A 19,215-nucleotide genomic window follows, 5' to 3' on the forward strand; every position below is an offset into this window, starting at 1 on the left:
GATCAAGCGCCTTATTGATCGGTTTTCAGTTTCCGCGCCATAGTTTCTTTGCACTATTGCGTGTTGTGGCATCGGGGGGAGGTTCCGGTGCCGCGACTTACAAAAATGGGAGGACTTCATGTCGTTTACGAAACTGACACGCCGCGGGCTGATTCAGACCGGCGCGGTTGCCGGTGCAGGGTTGGCGCTGCCGACCTATCTGCGCGCCGAGGCGCACGCGGGCTTTACCAATGCCCCCACGGGCAGCACGGTCACGCTGGGCTTTAACGTGCCCCAGACCGGCCCCTATGCCGAAGAAGGGCTGGACGAGTTGCGCGCCCAAGAGCTTGCGGTCGAGCACCTTAATGGCGGGGGCGACGGCGGCATGATGAACACCTTCAGCTCCAAGGCGCTGAAAGGGAACGGCATTCTGGGCAAGAAGGTCGAATATGTCACCGGCGACACCCAGACCAAATCCGACGCCGCCCGCGCATCCGCCAAGGCGATGATCGAAAAAGACGGCGCTGTGATGATCAACGGCGGCTCGTCCTCAGGCGTGGCCGTGGCGGTTCAGGGCCTGTGTCAGGAAGCGGGCGTGATCTTCATGGCCGGACTGACACACTCCAACGACACCACGGGCAAAGACAAAAAGGCCAATGGTTTCCGCCACTTCTTTAACGGTTACATGTCCGCCGCCGCCCTCGCACCGGTGCTGAAAAACGCTTACGGCGAAGACCGCCGCGCGTACCATCTGACAGCCGACTACACATGGGGCTGGACCCAGCAGGAATCCATCGCCGCCGCGACCGAAGCGATGGGCTGGGAGACCGTGAACAACGTGCTGACGCCGCTGGCGAGCACGGATTTCAGCTCCTACATTGCGCCGGTTCTGAACTCCGGTGCCGATGTGCTGGTGCTGAACCACTACGGCGGAAACATGGTGAACTCGCTCACCAACGCGGTGCAGTTCGGCCTGCTGGACAAAGAAGTGAACGGCAAGAAATTCGAGATCGTCGTGCCGCTCTATTCCGAGCTTATGGCCGCGGGTGCCGGTGCCAACGTGCAAGGTGTTATCGGCTCGATGAACTGGAACTGGCAGTTACAGGATGAAGGCTCCAAAGCCTTCGTGAAATCCTTTGGTGAGAAATATGGCCGTCCGCCTTCCAACTCCGCGCACACCTGCTACGTGCAGACGCTGCTCTATGCGGATGCGGTGGAACGCGCGGGCACCTTCAACCCCTGCGGTGTCGTTGAAGCGCTCGAAGATTTCGAGTTCGACGGTCTGGGCAACGGTCCGGTGCTGTATCGTGGCGACGACCACCAGTGTTTCAAAGACGTGCTGGTCATGAAAGGCAAGGAAAACCCGACCAACGAATATGACACGCTGGAGATCGTCGAGGTCACCCCGCGTGCACAGGTCGAATACGCCCCGGATCACCCCATGTTCGCCGGCGGCGAATTGGGCAAGTGCAACCCGGGCGCCTGATCCACTGAACCTTTGGGGGCGCATCGGCCTTGCGCCGCGCGCCCCCTTTTCTCACCACATGGGGCCCGCCCTCATGTGAACGCATCCCTAACAGGTGGGGTCCATGGACGCTGTTCTTCTGCAAATACTTAACGGGCTCGACAAGGGCTCGGCCTATGCGCTGATTGCGCTTGGGCTCACATTGATCTTTGGCACGCTTGGCGTAGTTAACTTCGCTCATGGGGCGCTGTTCATGATCGGGGCCTTCTGCTCGGTCACGCTGCAACGGTTGCTGACGCTGAGTTTTGAGACTGTCAGCGAGACCCAGAAGGATTTTCTGGGAAATCCGCTGAAGGTTAAAACCCCCTATGTCGAAAACTGGTTCGGTCCCGAGATGGGGCAGGCCATTATCGACTGGTCGGTGCCGCTGGCGATCCTCTTTGCGATCCCAGTAATGCTGTTGATCGGCTTTGTCATGGAACGTGGGTTGATCAAGCATTTCTACAAACGCCCCCATGCGGATCAGATCCTTGTGACCTTTGGCCTCGCCATCGTGTTGCAAGAGGTGGTCAAGTATTTCTACGGCGCCAATCCGATCCCCACGCCCGCGCCCGAAGTGTTCAAAGGCAGCTTTGACTTCGCGCCGCTCTTGGGCTTGGACACGTCGCTGGCCTACCCCTACTGGCGTCTGGTCTATTTCGGCTTTTCCACGGTTATCATCGCCGCCGTCTTTGCTTTCTTGCAATTCACCACCTTCGGCATGGTTGTCCGCGCCGGCATGGCAGACCGCGAAACCGTTGGGCTTTTGGGCATCGACATCGACCGCCGCTTTACCATCATGTTCGGCATCGCCGCCGCCGTGGCGGGGCTTGCGGGCGTGATGTATGCGCCGATCAACTCACCCAATTATCACATGGGCATGGACTTTCTGGTGCTGAGCTTCGTCGTCGTCGTGGTCGGCGGCATGGGCTCTCTGCCCGGCGCGGTGCTGGCGGGGTTCCTGCTGGGAATCCTCGAAAGTCTCGCCTCCATGAATGAAATCAAAAGCATCATCTACGGTATCGACCAGATCATCATCTACGTCGTTGCCATCGTGATCCTGCTGGTCCGCCCGCGCGGTCTGATGGGTCGCCGCGGCGTGATGGAGGAATAAGACATGTTCGGACTGGAAAAACGCGATACGCTTCTCTTGGGGGTCGTGGTCGTTCTCACGCTCTTTGCCCCCTTCATCCTCAACCCCTTTCCGGCGGATTCGGGCCTTGCGCAATTCAACGCAGGCTACCCCGACCTGATGCAACGCTTTGTGATCTTTGGCATCTTTGCCATCGGGTTTAACATCCTCTTTGGGCTGACCGGCTATCTCTCCTTTGGTCACGCGGCCTTTCTGGGTGTCGGTTCTTACTCTGCCGTCTGGATGTTCAAACTGCTCAGCTACAATGTCGTGCCCGCGCTGGTACTGGCCGTCATCATGGCGGGGCTGTTCTCGGCGCTCATCGGCTTTATCAGCCTGCGGCGGTCGGGCATCTACTTCTCCATCCTGACGCTGGCCTTTGCGCAGATGTCGTTCAACCTCGCCTATTCGGTGCTAACACCGATCACCAATGGCGAGACGGGATTGCAGATCTACAACTCTGATCCGCAGTATCTTCAGTCTGTCGATGCACCGTCATTCCCCAACCTTTTCGGCGCGGCGATGAACTCTTCGACGACGCTGTTCTTCGGCGGATGGACCTTTACCTTTTCCGTTGGCTACTACTTCTGCGCAATCTTCCTGATCCTCGCCTTCTATCTGGCGATCCGCATCTTCCGCTCGCCCTTTGGGATGATGCTGCGGGCGGTGAAGTCGAACCAGCAGCGGATGAACTACACGGGCCTGAACACCCGGCCCTACACGCTGGCGGCATTTGTGATCTCTGGCATGTATGCCGGGCTGGCCGGTGGCCTGCTGGCCGCGATGGACCCGCTTGCCGGGGCTGAGCGGATGCAGTGGACGGCCTCAGGCGAAGTGGTGCTGATGACCATCCTTGGCGGCGCAGGCACCTTGATCGGGCCGGTGCTGGGCGCAGGGTTCATCAAGTACTTTGAAAACATCTTTGCCAAGATCAACGACAACGTGCTGCACGGCTGGTTTGCCTTCATGCCCGACGGGATCGAAGACGCGATGGTTGCGATCATCCACCCCTTCGTCGGCAAGGGCTGGCACCTGACGCTGGGCTTGCTGTTCATGCTGGTCGTGATCTTCCTGCCCGGTGGGCTGGTCGAAGGTGGCCAACGTCTGGGCCGTGTCTTCCGCCGCCGGGACAAGAATGCAGGCTCGGTCGAGGCCGACGCCGCCCAACGCCGCAGCGAAGCCGCAGAATAGGAGAGACATCATGTCCATTCTCGAAGTCAAAAATGTCGGCAAACGCTTTGGCGGTCTGCAGGCGCTGAGCGATGTGAACCTGAGCGTGGCGGAGAACTCCGTCCATGCGATCATCGGCCCCAACGGGGCGGGCAAATCCACGCTGCTGAATTGTCTGGTGGGCAAGCTGATCCCGGACACCGGATCGGTCATGTTCGACGGGCAATCGGTGCTGGGGCGCAAGCCTTATGAGATCAACCAGATGGGCATCTCCCGCGTTTTCCAAACGCCCGAAATCTTTGGCGATCTCACGGTGATGGAGAACATGCTGATCCCCTGTCTTGCCAAACGCGACGGGGCATTCCAGCTCAACGGTTGGTCGCGCGTCGTGGGCCAACAAGATGTGATCGACAAGGCCGAGGAAATGCTGCGCGACATGAACATGATCGACAAGCGGCATATGCATGCGGCGTCCCTCTCGCGGGGGGACAAGCGGCGGCTGGAGATCGCGATGTGCCTTGCCCAAGATCCGCGCCTGCTGCTGCTGGACGAACCTACCGCGGGGATGGCGCGGGCCGATACCAACAATACGATCGACCTGCTGAAACAGATCAAGGACGAGCGCGATATTACCATCGCAATCATTGAACACGACATGCATGTGGTCTTTTCGCTGGCCGAGCGGATCACCGTGCTGGCCCAAGGCACGCCGCTGGTCGAAGACACCCCCGACCGGATCAAGGGCCACCCCAAGGTGCGCGAAGCCTATTTGGGCGAGAGCCAAGACGCCGCCTGATCTATCCTGTTGCCGAACCCCAAGGACACCCCGATGAGCACCGACACGCTAGACAAAAACGCCAACCACGCCCAAACCGCCCCGGCCTTCCTCTCGGTCTGGGACATTCACGCCTATTACGGCGAGAGCTATATCGTGCAGGGGGTGAGCTTTAACGTCCACGAAGGCGAAATTCTCGCGCTGCTGGGCCGCAACGGGGCGGGCAAGACCTCAACCCTGCGGGCCATCTCAAGGGTCAGTGACCCGGAACTCAAGCGCGGCGAGATTTGGCTCGATCATCAACCGCTGCACAATATGGCCAGCCACCAAGCCTCGGCTGCGGGGCTGGCGCTGGTGCCCGAAGATCGGCGCATCATTTCTGGCCTCACGGTTGAAGAGAACCTCAAGCTGGCCCAGATCGCCCCGCCCATCGGCTGGTCACTCGACCGGCTCTATGATCTCTTCCCGCGCCTGCGCGAACGGCGGAACCAAGAGGGGGTGACCCTTTCGGGCGGGGAGCAACAGATGCTCGCCATCGCCCGCGCCTTGGCCCGCGACATCAAGGTGCTGCTGCTGGATGAACCCTACGAAGGTCTTGCCCCGGTGATCGTAGATGAGATCGAAAAGACGCTGGGGCTGATCAAGGCGCAGGGCATCACCACCATTCTGGTTGAGCAGAACGCCGTGCGCGCCCTGAAACTGGCCGACCGTGCGGTGATCCTTGATACCGGCGGCGTGGTCTTTGACGGCACCGCGGCAGAGGTGTTGGACAACGCGGAACTGCGGGCGGAATACCTCGCGATCTGACCCTAGGTGACCTTGACCCGGTGCGCGAAGATGTGGCGCGGCCTCATTCTTGCGCCCCGGGGCCATTGCGCGGCAAAAAACCGATCCTACCCCCTAGACAACAGTTGGCTTTTCATGGCTTTGCCCATGCCCTATAAGCGAGCCAATCAATCGCGCAGCGACGGGCTGTTGGCCTGTCGAAATCTTCGAGGATCCAATGACAAAAAACACCCATGACAGTGACGTGGCCTTCATCAAGGCCCTCGCCGAGCTGCTGAATGAAAACGACCTGACAGAGCTTCAGGTGAAACGCGACTATGCCGAGGATGACAGCCTGAACGTGCGCGTCAGCCGCAAGCCGCCGCAGCAGGTCATGGCCGCACCCCAGCAGCAATACCAAGCCGCCCCGGCGCTTGCCGCCGCACCGGCCCCCGCAGCTGCCGCTCCCGCCGCCCCTGCCGCCGACGCCGATCCGGCCGATCACCCCGGTGCGGTCACATCGCCCATGGTCGGCACCGTCTACCTGCAGGGTGAGCCGGGCGCGCCTGCGTTCATCTCCGTTGGCGCTTCGGTTTCCGAAGGCGACACGCTGCTCATCGTCGAGGCGATGAAAACCATGAACCACATCCCCGCGCCCCGCGCCGGCACCGTCAAGCGCATCCTCGTCGGCGACGGCGATGCCGTTGAATTCGGTGCCCCGCTGGTGATCCTGGAATAAGGGCCGGACATGTTCAGCAAAATCCTAGTCGCCAACCGGGGAGAGATCGCGCTGCGCGTCATCCGCGCGGCCCGCGAGATGGGCATCCAGACAGTCGCGGTGCATTCCACCGCCGACAGCGACGCGATGCATGTGCGCATGGCCGACGAATCCGTCTGCATCGGCCCGCCCTCCTCCACCCAATCCTACCTCTCGATCCCCGCGATCATCGCGGCCTGTGAAATCACCGGGGCCGAAGCGATTCACCCCGGCTACGGTTTCCTGTCGGAAAACGCAGGATTTGTGCAGGTGATCGAAGACCACGGTCTGACCTTCATCGGCCCCACCGCCGAACACATCCGCGTCATGGGTGACAAGATCACCGCCAAGGACACGATGAAAAAGCTCGGCGTGCCTTGCGTGCCCGGCTCGGATGGTGGCGTCGCATCGCTCGAAGACGCCAAGCGCTTGGGCGAAGAAATCGGCTATCCGGTCATTATCAAGGCCACGGCAGGCGGCGGCGGCAAGGGCATGAAAGTCGCCCAAACCGCCAAAGACATGGAAAAAGCCTTCCAGACTGCGCGGGCCGAGGGGAAATCGAACTTCGGCAATGACGAAGTCTATATTGAAAAATACCTCACCACCCCCCGCCACATCGAGATTCAGGTCTTTGGGGATGGCAAGGGCAACGCGGTCCATCTGGGCGAGCGCGACTGCTCGCTTCAGCGCCGCCACCAGAAGGTTTTCGAAGAGGCCCCCGGCCCCTCGATCACCGAAGAGGAACGCGCGCGGATCGGTAAGGTCTGCGCCGACGCCGTGGCCAATATCAACTACATCGGCGCGGGCACGATCGAATTCCTCTATGAGAATGGCGAGTTCTATTTCATCGAAATGAACACCCGTCTTCAGGTGGAACATCCGGTGACCGAGGCGATCTTTGGCGTCGATCTGGTGCGCGAACAGATTCGCGTGGCCGAAGGGCTGCCGATGTCCTTTACCCAAGACGATCTGACCATCAATGGCCATGCCATCGAAGTCCGCATCAACGCCGAGAAACTGCCGAATTTCGCGCCCTGCCCGGGCAAAATCACGCAGTATCACGCCCCCGGCGGGCTTGGCGTGCGGATGGATTCGGCGCTTTATGACGGCTATTCGATCCCGCCCTATTACGACAGTCTCATCGGTAAGCTGATCGTGCATGGCCGCGACCGCCCCGAAGCACTGGCGCGTCTTGGTCGGGCCTTGGGTGAGCTAATCGTGGATGGTGTCGATACCACCGTGCCGCTGTTCCACGCGCTGCTGGCCGAAGAAGACATCCAGTCGGGTGGCTACAACATCCACTGGCTTGAGCATTGGCTGGAAACCAACCTCGGTAACGCCTGACACCGATGTCGGATCTGACACCAGAGATCCTGCTCCACGGCTATTCCATCGGGATATTCCCCATGGCCGAACACCGCGACGACCCAGAGATTTTCTGGGTCGATCCGCGGCGTCGGGGGGTGATGCCGCTCAATGGTTTCCACATCTCGCGTTCGCTCACCCGCGCCATGCGACGCAGCACTTTTCACCACACGATCAACCGCGATTTCGATGGGGTCGTCGCCGGCTGCGCAGACCGCGAAGACACATGGATCAACGCCGAGATCACCGCCCTCTACACCGCACTGCACCACGCAGGCCACGCCCATTCGCTTGAGGTTTGGGATGGCACAGCACTGGTGGGCGGGGTCTATGGCGTAACGCTGGGCCGCGCGTTTTTCGGCGAAAGCATGTTCTCCCGCCGGACCAACGCCTCAAAAATGGCGCTGGCGGCGCTGGTGGATCGGCTTCGCCATGCGAGTTTTACCCTCTTTGACACGCAGTTTCTGACCGATCACCTTGCCTCTCTCGGGGCGCAAGAGATCAGCCGCGCGGAATATCACGCGCAGCTCGATGTGGCCAAACGCGGCACTGCACGGTTCGACGCGGGGGGTTTAGTCAGTTTTCAGGACGTGCTGCAGCGCATGACCCAGATGTCATAGCGAAAATGCTCCAGCGCGTGCAGCGCCGGGGCCGAAGCGATCATCCAGCCAGAAAAAAGCGCGCCGCTGCTGCCCTCTTCGGTGATCTCAAGCGCGGCATAGGCATTGGCCGCCGGATCGCCCGCCGGATAGCGGCAATCGACCATGGAGATCTGCAAATTGCCCAAAGAAAGGCTGTCGCCCTTGGCAATCTCCAGATCGATCGTATCGCCGGAAATCTTGTCCAAAGCGCGCAAAACGCCACCCGTGGCACTGGCGATCTGTGCGCCCTCTTGGGCATGCAGCGGCGCGGCCAGCAAAAGCGCGGCCAAGAGAAGCTTTTTCATTCATCCACCCGGATTGCGTGAAACTTGGGGCCGCACCTCAGGCGCGGCCAACCGATCATTCAGGCTGCCAGGCCTCATAGTCCTTACGCTCGACAGGTTCGGCGCGGCGCAGCGACCCGGCGGGCGCATAGGCCATGGCGGTGCCGGTGCGATTCTCGACATGCGCCTTTTCCCACGGCTTGTGGATCAGCGGCTTGTCGGTTGGCGGCTCGTCCCATGTGCGGTGCAGCCAGCCATGCCAATCGGGGCTCACGCGGCTGGCCTCGGCCTCACCGTTGAAGATGACCCAGCGTTTGCTGTCATCGGCGTTGCGGTAATAGATATTGCCCTGCGCGTCTTCGCCCACCTTGCTGCCCTTGCGCCAAGTGAAAAGCTGGGTGTTCAGCGTCTGGCCGTTCCACCAAGTGACGCCGCGCAGAAGTGAATTGAGAATGCCCATCGAGGTCTCCGTTCCTGTTGTCCGTTATATGCACCATGGAGGCTTTGGCGTCCAGCCTCGCCGCAAAGGAGCTTGGCGCGCGGGCGACCTCTGGCTAGGGTTAGAAAAACGAAAGAGGGCAGCGATGACTGAGGCAAGAGGGGCCGCACCGGCAGCGGCGGAATGTCATGGCATCAAGGTGCCCCAGTCCCCCTTTCTGAACGAGACGCGCATCCAGCGGATCAATGCAGGCCGCTATGAGCGCCAAGAGATCGATGGCGCGTTGGCGGTCGTCCGCCCCGGTGACCGGGTGCTTGAGATGGGCGCGGGTCTGGGACTGGTGGGTGCGATCGTCGCCAAAAAGGCCGCGCCCGAAGCGGTGCTCTCGTTCGAAGCAAACCCAAACTTGATCCCCCACATCCGCGCGCTCTATGCGCTCAACGGACTTCAAGAAAAAATCACTCTTCGCAATCAGGTGGTGATCTCTGCCCCCGACCAGCCAGAAACCCTGCCGTTTCACCTGCGCAACTCTTTCCTCGGCTCCTTTCTCATCGATAGCGACATGCGTGAGACGACGGAGGTTCAGGTGCCCACCGCAAGCTTTGATGACATCCGCCGCAGCTTTAAACCCGACGTGCTGTTGATGGATATCGAAGGCGGCGAGTTGGAGTTTCTGCGCCATGCCGCGCTCGACGGGCTGCGCGCCGTGGTGATGGAATTCCACCCCGAGGCCTATGGCCGCGAGGGGATGCGCGAATGCAAACGCATCCTTGAGCGCGCCGGATTTCGCAAATCACCCGGGCATTGCACCCGGCAGGTTTGGGCCTGTACCTTTGATCCCGCCGAGCGCCCGCCCGTCCCAGAGGGGGGCTGGTCGACCGAGATCACGGCCTTGGATAATGCGCTGGTCATCCTGCCTGAGGACAGCGGGTTGGTGCAGCCCGCCGGGGTGTTGCACAGAGATGGCCGCCCCTGCCCTCAAGCCGCACTTTGGCGCAACGGTCGCGCGCTGACCACGCCGCCAGAAGCACCGCAGGGCAAGGTGGCTGAGCGCAGGGGCACATGGCTTTGGGGTGGTGTCCTCTGGCTGCATTTCGGGCATTTCTTGGTTGAAAGCACCGCGCGTCTTTGGGCGCTGGATCACCTTGAAGAAGAGATCGACGGCATTCTCTTTATCCCCAAACGCCCCCGCAACGGCGGAGAGGTGGCAGGGTATCAGCGTGATTTCCTTGCCCTTCTGGGCTGCGATAAGCCGCTGGTGAGTTTAGACGCACCGACACGGGTCGAGCGGTTGATCGTACCGGGGCAAGGCTTTGGTCTGGGAAGTTTGATCACCGGCACAGCGCCTTACCGCAACACCATCGCCAATCGGTTCGCGCAAGAGATCGCGCCCGAGGGGCCAGAGAAGCTCTATATCAGCCGCAGTAAATTGCCCGCAGGGCGCGGCAACCTGATCGGTGAAGAGGCGCTGGAAACCTATCTGGCGGCGCAGGGCTACACCGTCTTTCATCCCGAAAAGCATGGGCTGCGTGAACAGATCGCGGTCTATAAGGCGGCAAGGCAGATCATCGCCGCCGAAGGGTCGGCCTTGCACCTTTTGGGAATGGTCGCCCGGCCCGCGCAGCAAGTGGCCATCGTCGTGCGCCGCCCGTCCTCTGCCACGCGCGGGTTGGAACAGCACCTGCAGAGTTTTGCGGGGATCACCACCGCCACGCTCTGCCACCTTACCCGCTCGTGGAAACCGCTCGGAAAAGCCAAGGCGCGGCTTTGGATGGGCGAGCTTGATATGCCCGCGTTGCAGGATAGCCTACGGGAGACGGGTTTTATCGACGACAGCGGGCCGCTTTGGGCAAACCTTGATCCCGCAGAGGTGCGCGCCCGGCTGGGGGATTACTTTGAACTGGTGCCCGAGAAAGACTAGCCTTCTACCCCCGTGCGCAGCATCGCGGTGACTTCGATCTCAATGCGGTATTTGGGGTCGATCAGCCCGCATTCGATCATCGTCGCCGCAGGCGGGGTCGCGCCAAATGCCGCGCGCAAAAGCGGCCAGCAAGGTTCAAACTCCGCAGCGTCGGGCAGCATGTAGGTGACGCGGACCACATGGGCGAAATCACTGCCCGCCTCTGCCAGTGCCCGCTCAATCGTCGCCAATGCGGCTGCGCATTGCGCTTTGACATCAGCCCCTTCACCGACGCAGCCCGAAACATAGACCATGCCGCCCGCCATCACGGCGCGGCTGTAGCCGATCTTTTCCTCATAGGCGCCGCCCGATGAAATCCGCTTCATGATCATCCCTTTCATGCAAAAGGGCGGACCCTTTGGCCCGCCCTCTATCTTTCTGCCTAGCGTCGCGTCTTAGCCCGCGCTGGCTGGTTCTTTGCTTTCGCTGTCGGCGTGGATCATCAGCGGCTTGGCCTCGGATGTGACGGCCTCTTCGTTGACGACCACCTCGGTCACCGTCTCCAACCCCGGCAGTTCGAACATCGTGTCGAGCAGGATGTCTTCGAGGATAGAGCGCAGACCCCGCGCGCCGGTTTTCCGTTCAATCGCGCGTTTGGCAATCGCCTGCAGCGCGTCATCGGTGAAGGTCAGCTGCGTGTCTTCCAGTTCGAACAGACGCTGGTATTGCTTGACCAAAGCGTTCTTCGGCTCGGTCAGAATGGTGACCAGCGCGTCTTCGTCCAGATCTTCGAGGGTCGCCAGAACCGGCAGACGACCGACGAATTCCGGGATCAGACCGAACTTCAACAGGTCTTCCGGCTCAAGATCGGTGAAAATCTCACCGATGCCGCGCGCGTCATTGTCACGCACGTCAGCGCCAAAGCCCATGGCTGAACCCTTGCCCCGCGCCGCGATGATTTTGTCGAGGCCCGCAAAGGCACCACCGCAGATAAAGAGGATGTTGGTCGTGTCCACCTGCAGGAATTCCTGCTGTGGATGCTTGCGCCCGCCTTGCGGGGGCACAGAGGCCACGGTGCCTTCCATCAGTTTCAGCAGCGCCTGCTGCACGCCCTCGCCCGAGACATCACGGGTGATGCTGGGGTTTTCGGACTTCCGCGTGATCTTGTCGACCTCGTCGATATAGACGATGCCGCGCTGCGCACGTTCCACGTTGTATTCAGACGATTGCAGCAGCTTGAGGATGATGTTCTCCACATCCTCGCCCACATAACCGGCTTCGGTCAGCGTGGTCGCATCGGCCATGGTGAAAGGCACATCCAGAATGCGCGCCAGCGTTTGGGCCAGCAACGTCTTGCCGCAGCCGGTGGGGCCGATCAGCAGGATGTTGGATTTCGCCAATTCGATATCACCGCCCTTCTGGGCGTGGTTCAACCGTTTGTAGTGGTTGTGGACCGCCACCGAGAGCACGCGTTTGGCCATCGCCTGACCGATCACGTAATCATCCAGCACGCCGCAGATGTCGCGGGGTGTCGGCACGCCGTCGGTCGCCTTGAGACCCGAGGCTTTGGTCTCTTCTCGGATGATGTCCATGCACAGCTCGACGCATTCGTCACAGATGAACACGGTCGGCCCCGCAATCAGCTTGCGCACCTCGTGCTGGCTCTTGCCGCAGAAGCTACAGTAGAGCGTATTTTTGCTGTCGTTGCCGGAATTATTCGCCATCTCAAACCTTTCAGGTCTGTCGTGTATGTTCGCCCCGAACGTGAGGCTGCGAGATTTGGCCTCAAGCTTAGGCCAGTGACCCCGGCGCTACAATCGCAAAATATGCAGCGCCGGGCCCCTCTATTACTTGTCTTTCTTGTCTTTGCCGCTGGCGGCGGCATCATCGGCCTTGCCACGGCTTTCGACGATCTCATCCAAGTGGCCCCATTCTTTGGCTTCTTCGGGGGTCATCCACAGGTCACGGTCGAGCGCTTTTTGAACGGTTTCCAGCGGCTGGCCGGAATGTTTGACGTAAAGCTGGTACATCCGCTCGCGGGTCCGCTCGATATGGCGGGCCGAGATCAGGATGTCTTCGGCCATGCCCTGCGAGCCGCCCGACGGCTGGTGGATCATCACTTCGGCATTGGGCAGCGCGAAACGCATGCCTTTTTCGCCGCCAATCGCAATGACCGACCCCATGGAGGCTGCCATGCCGCAGATCAGGGTCGAGACCTTGGGTTTGATGTATTGCATCGTGTCATAGATCGACAGACCCGCCGTCACCTCGCCACCGGGCGAGTTGATGTACATGCTGATTTCCTTGGTCGGGTTCTCCGCCTCAAGGTGCAGAAGCTGGGCGACGACCAGATGGCTCATCCCGCTGTGGATCGGGCCGTTGACGAAAATGATCCGCTCTTTCAGCAAACGCGAGAAGATGTCGTAGGACCGCTCGCCCCGGCTGGTTTGCTCAACCACCATCGGGACAAGCGTATTCATATAGGTGTTGATCGGATCGTTCATGCGTGCCTGCCTCAGTTCCTGTTCGCGGGACCATACCCGCAAAACTGTTACCCAGAGATTAGTCCCCCCGGTATGGGGGTTCAAGGGGGGCAGGCACGTCAGTTTTCTCTAATCGCCGCAATCACTCCGACGCATCACGCAGGTAGGCGATCAGCGCGTCGATGTCTTCTTCTTTGCGCACACCGGGGAAAGACATTTTCGTGCCTTTCATATAGCCTTTGGGGCTGGCCAAAAACGCGCTCAGCTCACTTTCGGTCCAGACCAGCCGGGCCTCGGCGGCGGCGGCCATCGGCTTGGAATACCGGAACCCATCGACCGCGCCCGCCGGGCCATCCACGATGCCGTTCAGCACCGGGCCGACCCGGTTCTTGGCCTTGGCGCCGATCTGGTGGCAGGATTTGCATTTGCGGAACACCTTTTCGCCGGCTTTGATAAGCGCCCGGTCGGCGGCAGGAGCCTCGGCGACCTCAACCGCCGGTGCCTCGGCGGGCGGCGCTTCGGGGGTGGGTTCGGCGGCTTGTGCCTCTTCGGCCTTGGCGGCGGCTTTGGCGGCGGTTTCTTCGGGCGTCACATCCAACACGGCGGCGCGCATGGTGATTTCGACCGATGGTTTGCAGTCGCTCATGCAGGGCTCTTCTTTAAAGGCCGCAAACTCCACCTCTGCCCGGTCATCGGGCTTGAACGCCTCCTCATTCGGCAGACGCGCTTCGGCAAAGTTGTCCGAAGAGAGCACGAAATCCTCGTCCACCTCATCGTTGAGATAAAGCAGATAGGCCGTGATGGCATAGACCTCATCATCGGTCAGCGACTGCGCGTTGCCAAAGGGCATCGCCCGGTTGATGTAGTCGTAAACCGTTGACAGATAGGGCCAATAGCTGCCGATCGTCTTGACCGGGCGCGCATTGGTCAAGCTGCCCTGCCCGCCCGCCAGCACCGGCCAGCGGCCCGTGCCTTCGCCAAAGACCCCGTGACAGGCCGAACATTTCTCGGTGTAGATTTTATCGCCGGTCATCACGTCGCCGCTGCCCGCAGGCAGGCCCAGACCGTCGGGGCGCACATCGATGTCCCATAGAGCGATTTCCTCGGGCGTGGCGGCGCGACCTAGGCCCAGAGGCTCGGCGGCAATGGGGCTGGCCATGGCGCTGGCCAGCAGCGCAAGTTTAAGAAATCTCGACATTTTCGGCCTTTCCGTCAGCGTCAACAGCCCAAGTTTGGATGCCATTGTTGTGGTAGATCGAATTCTCACCCCGGATCTCGCGCAGGGCATTTTTGGTGGGCTGGACATAACCGGTGCTGTCATGCGCACGGCTTTGCAAAAGCAGCGGTTTTCCGTCCCATTCGAAATCATAGTAGAAACGGTGCAGCGCCTTGGGCGTGCTTGGCCCGTCCATCCGCGCCTGATGCCATGTAATACCGCCATCAAGGGTCACATCAACGCGCGGAATGGTGCCGCGACCCGACCACGCCAGACCGGTGAGCACGGTCGGCCCCGGTCCGTGGGTGATCGGCGCCTGTGGGCTGGGACTGGTGACGACGGATTTCGCATCCATCTCCCAAGTGAAGCGCCGCGCCACGCCATCGGCCATGAGGTCGGTGTATTTGCTGGTTTCTTCACGGTGGTGCCAAGGTTGATCGCCCACTTCGAGGCGGCGCAGCCATTTGACCCACATGTTGCCTTCCCAGCCGGGCACAACCAGCCGCACCGGGTAGCCCTGTTCGGGGCGCAGCGCCTCGCCGTTCATCTTGAAGGCGACAAGGCAATCGTCGAGCGCCTTCTCCATCGGGATCGAGCGGGTCATGGCGGCGGCATCGGCCCCTTCCGCAAGCAGCCACTTGCCCTCGGGCTTGATTCCCGCCTCTTCCAGCACCAGCCGCAGCGGCACGCCGGTGTACATGACGTTATGGATCATGCCGTGGGTAAACTGGCAGCCATTAAGCTGTGAGCCGCGCCACTCCATCCCGGAATTCGCCGCGCATTCAAGGAAGTAGACGTGGTTCTGCCGGGGAAAACGTTTGAGGTCTTCCATGGTCAGCACCAAGGGCTTGTCGACCAACCCGTGGATCATCAACCGATGCTGGGCCGGATCAACGCGGGCAACGCCCGAGTGGTGACGTTCAAAACACAGACCATTGGGGGTGATCGTCCCGTCGAGGTCATGCAGCGGCGTAAAATTGATCGAGCTTACCGGATCGGCAGTGAGCCACTCCACTGTGCGGCGTTTCACATCCGCCTCATGCGGTGATGGCATCCCGTAAGGCGCGGCATCAACGCCGTCGCCCAATTCCTGCATCCACGGATGAATGGCAATTGCCGGGTCCGTCTGGGCGCTGGCGCGGCCCGCCAGCGTCCCTGCGGCCACCGCCCCTGCCCCTGCCCCTGTCAGAAAGGCACGGCGCGATGGCCCAGTTTGGTTTTCGTCGGTCATGTCGTGGCCCTCACATATTCAAATTCATTTTATTGAATTTGTTGGTGCGTGAGAACCCCTATTCTGCTTTTTCTCAGTCTGGCAGAACGATTTCCACTGGCGTGCGTGCGCCATCGGAAACCGTTCCCAATTTAGCGATATGCCTTTCGACCACATCCCAAATCGGCGGCCCTTCGGTGCCCTCGTTGACAGAGGCCCATCCGGCGACGACATAGTTCCGCTGCGGGTCAATCGGCTCACCGGAACTGAGCAAGGTCATGTCGCTGATCCGCTCACCCTGCGGCTTGGCGATGTCCATTTTAAAGCCCATGCCGCCGACGCGCACCATGTCGCCGCCCTGCTGGTAATAGGGGTCGGGGTTGAACAGGTTGTCGCCCACGTCTTCCAGCACGACCTTCAGAAATTCCCCTGTCATTTCCGTGCGATAGGCATTGGGATAGGTCATCGAGGTAACGTTAAAGATATCTTCGCGCGTGATGTCTTGGCCCGGCAGGATCGACGGCCCCCACCGCACACCGGGGCTCAGCGCGATCTCGGCATCGCGTTCGCTCAGCAGGGCGTCGCAGATGAGGTCATCCCACGTGCCGTTGAAGTTACCCCGGCGGTAGAGCAGCGCGTCGGACTGCCCGACCACATGGGTCAACTCATCCAGATAAGGCGCACGCTGCGCGTCGATCAGTTTGGCCACCTCTTGATCGGGTGTGATGAGGTCCGAGAAAATTGGGATCAGCTTGTGCCGGATGCCCATCATCTTGCCATCGCGCACGTCCAGATCCACGCGGGAAACGAATTTCCCGTTCGAGCCAGAGGCGATGATATGCGTCTGCCCCACCAACACCGGTTCGGGCAGCGCGTCATGGGTGTGACCCGAAAGGATCACGTCGATCCCCTTGACGATCCCGGCCATCTTCTTGTCGACATCAAAGCCATTGTGGCTGAGGCAGACGACCAGTTCGGCGCCTTGCGCGCGGACCTCGTCGACCATCTCCTGCATATGCTCATCGCGGATGCCAAAGGAGTATTCGGGGAACATCCAGCTGGGGTTGGCGATGGGCATGTAGGGGAAAGCCTGCCCGATCACGGCGATCTTCACGCCGCCGCGCTCGAAAAACTCGTAGGGTTTGAACAGTTCCGCAGGCTCGTCCCATTCGCGGTCAAAGATGTTCTGGCCAAGGGCGGCAAAGGGCAGCCCCTCGACAATCTCCTGCACACGTTCCGACCCCAACGTAAACTCCCAATGGAAGGTCATCGCGTCGGGCTTCAGCGCGTTCATCACGTTGACCATGTCCTGCCCTTGGGTCTTGAGACAGGTCATCGAGCCGTGCCACGTATCCCCGCCGTCGAGCAGCAGCGCATCAGGCCGGTCGGCGCGGATCGCGTTCAGCACGGTCGCCACGCGGTCAAGCCCGCCGACCTTGCCGTAGGCCTGCGCCTGGGCGACGAAATCATCATAGGTCAGCGCGTAATCCAGCGGCGTGCCGCCGCCGATGCCATAGCGAATGCGGAAATCCTCGCCGGTGATATGGGGCACCTTGCCGCGGTTGTCGCCGACGCCGATGTTGACCGATGGCTCACGGAAATAGATCGGCTTCAGCTGCGCGTGGATGTCGGTCACATGCATCAGGGTGACATTGCCGAACTTCTCAAACTCCAGAAGCGCGTCCTGATCGAAACGGTCCTGCGCCGCCAGCCGCGCCCAGTTGCCGAAGCCCGAGCCGCCATAGATGGAGGCCGCAGCCATGGACATTTGCAAAAAATCGCGGCGAGACAGCATGTTACGCTCCATCACTTGAAAACAGGGAAAGGTCCCGCCCCCTTTTGAGGGGCGGGATCAGGTCAGGCAAAACGCCCGAATATGATATCAGTTACGCACCGAAGGCGCTTCGACCGACAGGCCGTTGCCGCGGCTGGCGACGTAAAGCTCAAGCGCCACGAACTCGGGGCTGCCGGGGCTGAAAGTCTCGGCTCGGGTGTCACGCACGCAGCCTTTGAAACGCGCGTGGCTGCTGTTGAGCTTGGTGTTTTTCAGGCGGTACACCGGAAAGCCGTTGATCTGACCTTGGCTCAGGTGGTCGGCGCGGATCATGTTGCCGTAGTTGTCTTCGTGACAATTGGCGCAGCTCAGCTCAAGTTGACCGTAGCGGGTGTAGTACATCTCTTTGCCCTGTTCCCAAGTGCTTTGGGCCGGGCCGTCGATCGCCACATTGACCGGCATGCCGCGTGACTGGACCGAGATCAGCGCCTCCATCGCGGTCATGTCGTTGCCAGTGTATTTATAAGGCTCTGCGCCCATCTGGTTCTCGCGGCAGTCGTTGATCTGCATCGCAAGCGTGCGCACTTCGCCCGCCTCTTCGTTCCACTTTGGATAGACCGCGCGGACGCCTTCCATCGATTCCACGTCATTGTGACACGACGCGCAGGACTTGCCCTCGCTGCCCTCTGCCGTGTCCCAAGCCGCTTGGGCTTGGTCGACAAAGATCATGCCGGGGTTGTCGAAGTCGTCCATCTGCGTTTGCTGCGTCTCTGCCGAACGAAAGCGCCAGCCAGACATGATTTCCGGCAAAACCCCCTCAAGATGTGCGGGCGCATCGGTCTTGGTCACCATCTCGATCTCGCCGTTGACGACAAGCTCGGCCTCCTCATCGGCCATCCCCAGCATGGGGGCGGCCACCAAAAGCGCCGCGACAGCGGTCATTGCCTTGAATTTCATGTCTTTCCTCCCTGTTCCACGCATGGTGCTGGCTGATGCGGGATCAGCCGACCGTGATGGATTTGACTTCTTCGTAGACCGAACCGTCGTCATCGTACCACGTGAATTTGAAGTCGCCGGCCTCTGGCACGGTGGCGTCAAATTCGAAATAGGGGTTGGTCGACATCGCCGGTTCCATCTTCACGTCGATCACGCTCTCGCCGTTGAACTCGGCGGTGAAGCGGTTGATGATCGAACGCGGGATGACGTTGCCGTCGCCGTCTTTGCGCTGGCCCGATTCCATCGGGTGGCTGATCAGGGTCTTGATCGTGATGACCTCACCTGTCTCGGCTTTTTTCGGCACTTTGACGCGAGGGGTTACACCTTCTGCCATTTTGAAAACTCCTGAAAATAGGGGCGCGCGGGCTTAGCCGCCGCAGCCGCCGATTGTGACTTTGATCTCTGCGCTGGTGCGGGCGAATGTGCCGTCTTCCAGCTTGGCGATGGCAACAACGTCTTGGGTCGTGGCCAAACGAATGCGGGTGGAGGCGCTGCGGCTCCCTGCCAAGGGGCCGAAGTTAAAGGTGCCGACGGGCGGTGTCGGGTTGCCAGTGGCCAGCACCATGATCGCGGAAGCACCCGGCGCTTCGACCGAGATTGGCACGGTGTTGCCGTTCTCAGCGATTTCGGGGGCGGTCAGGGTCACGCCGGTGTCGGCCATATCGGCCCCGCCGGTGAATTCCGCGATCAGCTCGTCGACCGTGGCGGCAGAGGCCCCCACGGGCAGCATGGTCAGCGCCACGGCACCAAGGCCGAGGCCGAAAGTTTCACGTCTTGAGAAGTTCATCTCTAATCTCCTTATGCGTCAGCGGCGCTCTGCGCCGT

At 60.8% G+C, this 19,215-nt stretch carries 20 protein-coding genes; 9 read left to right on the forward strand and 11 right to left on the reverse strand.

All coding sequences use genetic code 11. The features are described from left to right. Positions 1 to 118: 118 nt before the first annotated feature. The 8 genes from R1T45_RS15270 (at position 119) to aat (ending at position 8,067) form a co-directional block, all read left to right on the forward strand. The gene (locus tag R1T45_RS15270; protein WP_067628327.1) at positions 119 to 1,465 is read left to right on the forward strand and encodes a substrate-binding protein; all 1,347 of its coding nucleotides are present in this window, start codon (positions 119 to 121) and stop codon (positions 1,463 to 1,465) included. A gap of 103 nt (positions 1,466 to 1,568) precedes the next feature. Further along, the gene (locus R1T45_RS15275; protein WP_317389501.1) at positions 1,569 to 2,597 is read left to right on the forward strand and encodes a branched-chain amino acid ABC transporter permease; all 1,029 of its coding nucleotides are present in this window, start codon (positions 1,569 to 1,571) and stop codon (positions 2,595 to 2,597) included. Between the two features lie 3 nt (positions 2,598 to 2,600). Beyond that, positions 2,601 to 3,806, forward strand: coding sequence for a branched-chain amino acid ABC transporter permease (locus R1T45_RS15280; protein WP_120350855.1), 1,206 nt, complete (start codon positions 2,601 to 2,603; stop codon positions 3,804 to 3,806). 10 nt (positions 3,807 to 3,816) lie between these two features. Continuing rightward, positions 3,817 to 4,581 carry an ABC transporter ATP-binding protein gene (locus R1T45_RS15285; protein WP_120350854.1) on the forward strand — a complete coding sequence of 255 codons (765 nt, stop codon included), beginning with the start codon at positions 3,817 to 3,819 and terminating at the stop codon, positions 4,579 to 4,581. Positions 4,582 to 4,614: 33 nt separating this feature from the next. Continuing rightward, entirely contained in the window at positions 4,615 to 5,367 is a 753-nt protein-coding gene (locus tag R1T45_RS15290) for an ABC transporter ATP-binding protein (protein WP_067628335.1), read from the forward strand. A 196-nt stretch (positions 5,368 to 5,563) separates the two neighbouring features. Next, positions 5,564 to 6,064 (forward strand): acetyl-CoA carboxylase biotin carboxyl carrier protein, encoded by a 501-nt coding sequence (gene accB / locus R1T45_RS15295; RefSeq protein WP_260012684.1) that lies wholly within the window; start codon positions 5,564 to 5,566, stop codon positions 6,062 to 6,064. Between the two features lie 9 nt (positions 6,065 to 6,073). Continuing rightward, the gene (gene accC / locus R1T45_RS15300) at positions 6,074 to 7,426 is read left to right on the forward strand and encodes an acetyl-CoA carboxylase biotin carboxylase subunit (protein ID WP_120350852.1); all 1,353 of its coding nucleotides are present in this window, start codon (positions 6,074 to 6,076) and stop codon (positions 7,424 to 7,426) included. Positions 7,427 to 7,431: 5 nt separating this feature from the next. Next, the gene (gene aat, locus R1T45_RS15305; RefSeq protein ID WP_120350851.1) at positions 7,432 to 8,067 is read left to right on the forward strand and encodes a leucyl/phenylalanyl-tRNA--protein transferase; all 636 of its coding nucleotides are present in this window, start codon (positions 7,432 to 7,434) and stop codon (positions 8,065 to 8,067) included. Here aat and R1T45_RS15310 read toward each other — a convergent pair. Both R1T45_RS15310 and R1T45_RS15315 read right to left on the reverse strand, forming a co-directional pair. Next, the gene (locus R1T45_RS15310; protein ID WP_067628342.1) at positions 8,031 to 8,393 is read right to left on the reverse strand and encodes a DUF2155 domain-containing protein; all 363 of its coding nucleotides are present in this window, start codon (positions 8,391 to 8,393) and stop codon (positions 8,031 to 8,033) included. The genes aat and R1T45_RS15310 overlap by 37 nt on opposite strands. Before the next feature lie 55 nt (positions 8,394 to 8,448). Next, a complete protein-coding gene (locus tag R1T45_RS15315) occupies positions 8,449 to 8,832 on the reverse strand; it encodes an NADH:ubiquinone oxidoreductase subunit NDUFA12 (protein ID WP_067628344.1) in 384 nt (127 codons plus the stop codon). Positions 8,833 to 8,956: 124 nt separating this feature from the next. On the opposite strand from R1T45_RS15315, the gene R1T45_RS15320 reads away from it, so the two are divergent. Next, positions 8,957 to 10,732, forward strand: coding sequence for an FkbM family methyltransferase (locus tag R1T45_RS15320; RefSeq protein WP_317389502.1), 1,776 nt, complete (start codon positions 8,957 to 8,959; stop codon positions 10,730 to 10,732). On the opposite strand, the gene R1T45_RS15325 is transcribed toward R1T45_RS15320, so the two are convergent. The 9 genes from R1T45_RS15325 to soxY all read right to left on the reverse strand — a co-directional run bounded on the left by R1T45_RS15325 (position 10,729) and on the right by soxY (position 19,177). Then, positions 10,729 to 11,103 (reverse strand): RidA family protein, encoded by a 375-nt coding sequence (locus tag R1T45_RS15325; protein ID WP_317391106.1) that lies wholly within the window; start codon positions 11,101 to 11,103, stop codon positions 10,729 to 10,731. The two genes, R1T45_RS15320 and R1T45_RS15325, sit on opposite strands and share 4 nt — an antisense overlap. 63 nt (positions 11,104 to 11,166) lie before the next feature. Then, positions 11,167 to 12,435, reverse strand: a complete 1,269-nt coding sequence (gene clpX / locus R1T45_RS15330; protein WP_067939575.1) for an ATP-dependent Clp protease ATP-binding subunit ClpX — start codon at positions 12,433 to 12,435, stop codon at positions 11,167 to 11,169. A gap of 123 nt (positions 12,436 to 12,558) precedes the next feature. Further along, positions 12,559 to 13,215, reverse strand: a complete 657-nt coding sequence (locus tag R1T45_RS15335) for an ATP-dependent Clp protease proteolytic subunit (protein ID WP_067939572.1) — start codon at positions 13,213 to 13,215, stop codon at positions 12,559 to 12,561. Positions 13,216 to 13,336: 121 nt separating this feature from the next. Next, positions 13,337 to 14,392: a c-type cytochrome gene (locus R1T45_RS15340; protein WP_317389503.1), complete on the reverse strand. Its 1,056-nt coding sequence runs from the start codon at positions 14,390 to 14,392 to the stop codon at positions 13,337 to 13,339. Continuing rightward, a complete protein-coding gene (gene soxC, locus R1T45_RS15345; RefSeq protein ID WP_317389504.1) occupies positions 14,376 to 15,641 on the reverse strand; it encodes a sulfite dehydrogenase in 1,266 nt (421 codons plus the stop codon). The genes R1T45_RS15340 and soxC overlap by 17 nt, the downstream gene beginning before the upstream one ends. Positions 15,642 to 15,714: 73 nt before the next feature. Next, a complete protein-coding gene (gene soxB, locus R1T45_RS15350) occupies positions 15,715 to 17,415 on the reverse strand; it encodes a thiosulfohydrolase SoxB (protein ID WP_317389505.1) in 1,701 nt (566 codons plus the stop codon). Positions 17,416 to 17,502: 87 nt separating this feature from the next. Then, a complete protein-coding gene (gene soxA / locus R1T45_RS15355; protein ID WP_132443576.1) occupies positions 17,503 to 18,351 on the reverse strand; it encodes a sulfur oxidation c-type cytochrome SoxA in 849 nt (282 codons plus the stop codon). A gap of 43 nt (positions 18,352 to 18,394) precedes the next feature. After that, positions 18,395 to 18,724, reverse strand: a complete 330-nt coding sequence (soxZ, locus tag R1T45_RS15360) for a thiosulfate oxidation carrier complex protein SoxZ (RefSeq protein ID WP_120350845.1) — start codon at positions 18,722 to 18,724, stop codon at positions 18,395 to 18,397. A 33-nt stretch (positions 18,725 to 18,757) separates the two neighbouring features. Next, on the reverse strand, positions 18,758 to 19,177 hold the full coding sequence (gene soxY, locus R1T45_RS15365) for a thiosulfate oxidation carrier protein SoxY (protein ID WP_067628363.1): 420 nt from the start codon (positions 19,175 to 19,177) through the stop codon (positions 18,758 to 18,760). Between the last annotated feature and the right edge of the window lie 38 nt (positions 19,178 to 19,215).

Source organism: Sulfitobacter sp. LC.270.F.C4, assembly GCF_032922545.1.
GTDB lineage: Bacteria > Pseudomonadota > Alphaproteobacteria > Rhodobacterales > Rhodobacteraceae > Sulfitobacter > Sulfitobacter profundi.

Coding starts and splice junctions, on each gene's coding strand:
- R1T45_RS15270 (WP_067628327.1), top strand. CDS start 119: ATGTCGTTTACGAAACTGACACGCCGCGGGCTGATTCAGACCGGCGCG.
- R1T45_RS15275 (WP_317389501.1), top strand. CDS start 1,569: ATGGACGCTGTTCTTCTGCAAATACTTAACGGGCTCGACAAGGGCTCG.
- R1T45_RS15280 (WP_120350855.1), top strand. CDS start 2,601: ATGTTCGGACTGGAAAAACGCGATACGCTTCTCTTGGGGGTCGTGGTC.
- R1T45_RS15285 (WP_120350854.1), top strand. CDS start 3,817: ATGTCCATTCTCGAAGTCAAAAATGTCGGCAAACGCTTTGGCGGTCTG.
- R1T45_RS15290 (WP_067628335.1), top strand. CDS start 4,615: ATGAGCACCGACACGCTAGACAAAAACGCCAACCACGCCCAAACCGCC.
- accB (WP_260012684.1), top strand. CDS start 5,564: ATGACAAAAAACACCCATGACAGTGACGTGGCCTTCATCAAGGCCCTC.
- accC (WP_120350852.1), top strand. CDS start 6,074: ATGTTCAGCAAAATCCTAGTCGCCAACCGGGGAGAGATCGCGCTGCGC.
- aat (WP_120350851.1), top strand. CDS start 7,432: ATGTCGGATCTGACACCAGAGATCCTGCTCCACGGCTATTCCATCGGG.
- R1T45_RS15310 (WP_067628342.1), bottom strand. CDS start 8,393: ATGAAAAAGCTTCTCTTGGCCGCGCTTTTGCTGGCCGCGCCGCTGCAT.
- R1T45_RS15315 (WP_067628344.1), bottom strand. CDS start 8,832: ATGGGCATTCTCAATTCACTTCTGCGCGGCGTCACTTGGTGGAACGGC.
- R1T45_RS15320 (WP_317389502.1), top strand. CDS start 8,957: ATGACTGAGGCAAGAGGGGCCGCACCGGCAGCGGCGGAATGTCATGGC.
- R1T45_RS15325 (WP_317391106.1), bottom strand. CDS start 11,103: ATGATCATGAAGCGGATTTCATCGGGCGGCGCCTATGAGGAAAAGATC.
- clpX (WP_067939575.1), bottom strand. CDS start 12,435: ATGGCGAATAATTCCGGCAACGACAGCAAAAATACGCTCTACTGTAGC.
- R1T45_RS15335 (WP_067939572.1), bottom strand. CDS start 13,215: ATGAACGATCCGATCAACACCTATATGAATACGCTTGTCCCGATGGTG.
- R1T45_RS15340 (WP_317389503.1), bottom strand. CDS start 14,392: ATGTCGAGATTTCTTAAACTTGCGCTGCTGGCCAGCGCCATGGCCAGC.
- soxC (WP_317389504.1), bottom strand. CDS start 15,641: ATGACCGACGAAAACCAAACTGGGCCATCGCGCCGTGCCTTTCTGACA.
- soxB (WP_317389505.1), bottom strand. CDS start 17,415: ATGCTGTCTCGCCGCGATTTTTTGCAAATGTCCATGGCTGCGGCCTCC.
- soxA (WP_132443576.1), bottom strand. CDS start 18,351: ATGAAATTCAAGGCAATGACCGCTGTCGCGGCGCTTTTGGTGGCCGCC.
- soxZ (WP_120350845.1), bottom strand. CDS start 18,724: ATGGCAGAAGGTGTAACCCCTCGCGTCAAAGTGCCGAAAAAAGCCGAG.
- soxY (WP_067628363.1), bottom strand. CDS start 19,177: ATGAACTTCTCAAGACGTGAAACTTTCGGCCTCGGCCTTGGTGCCGTG.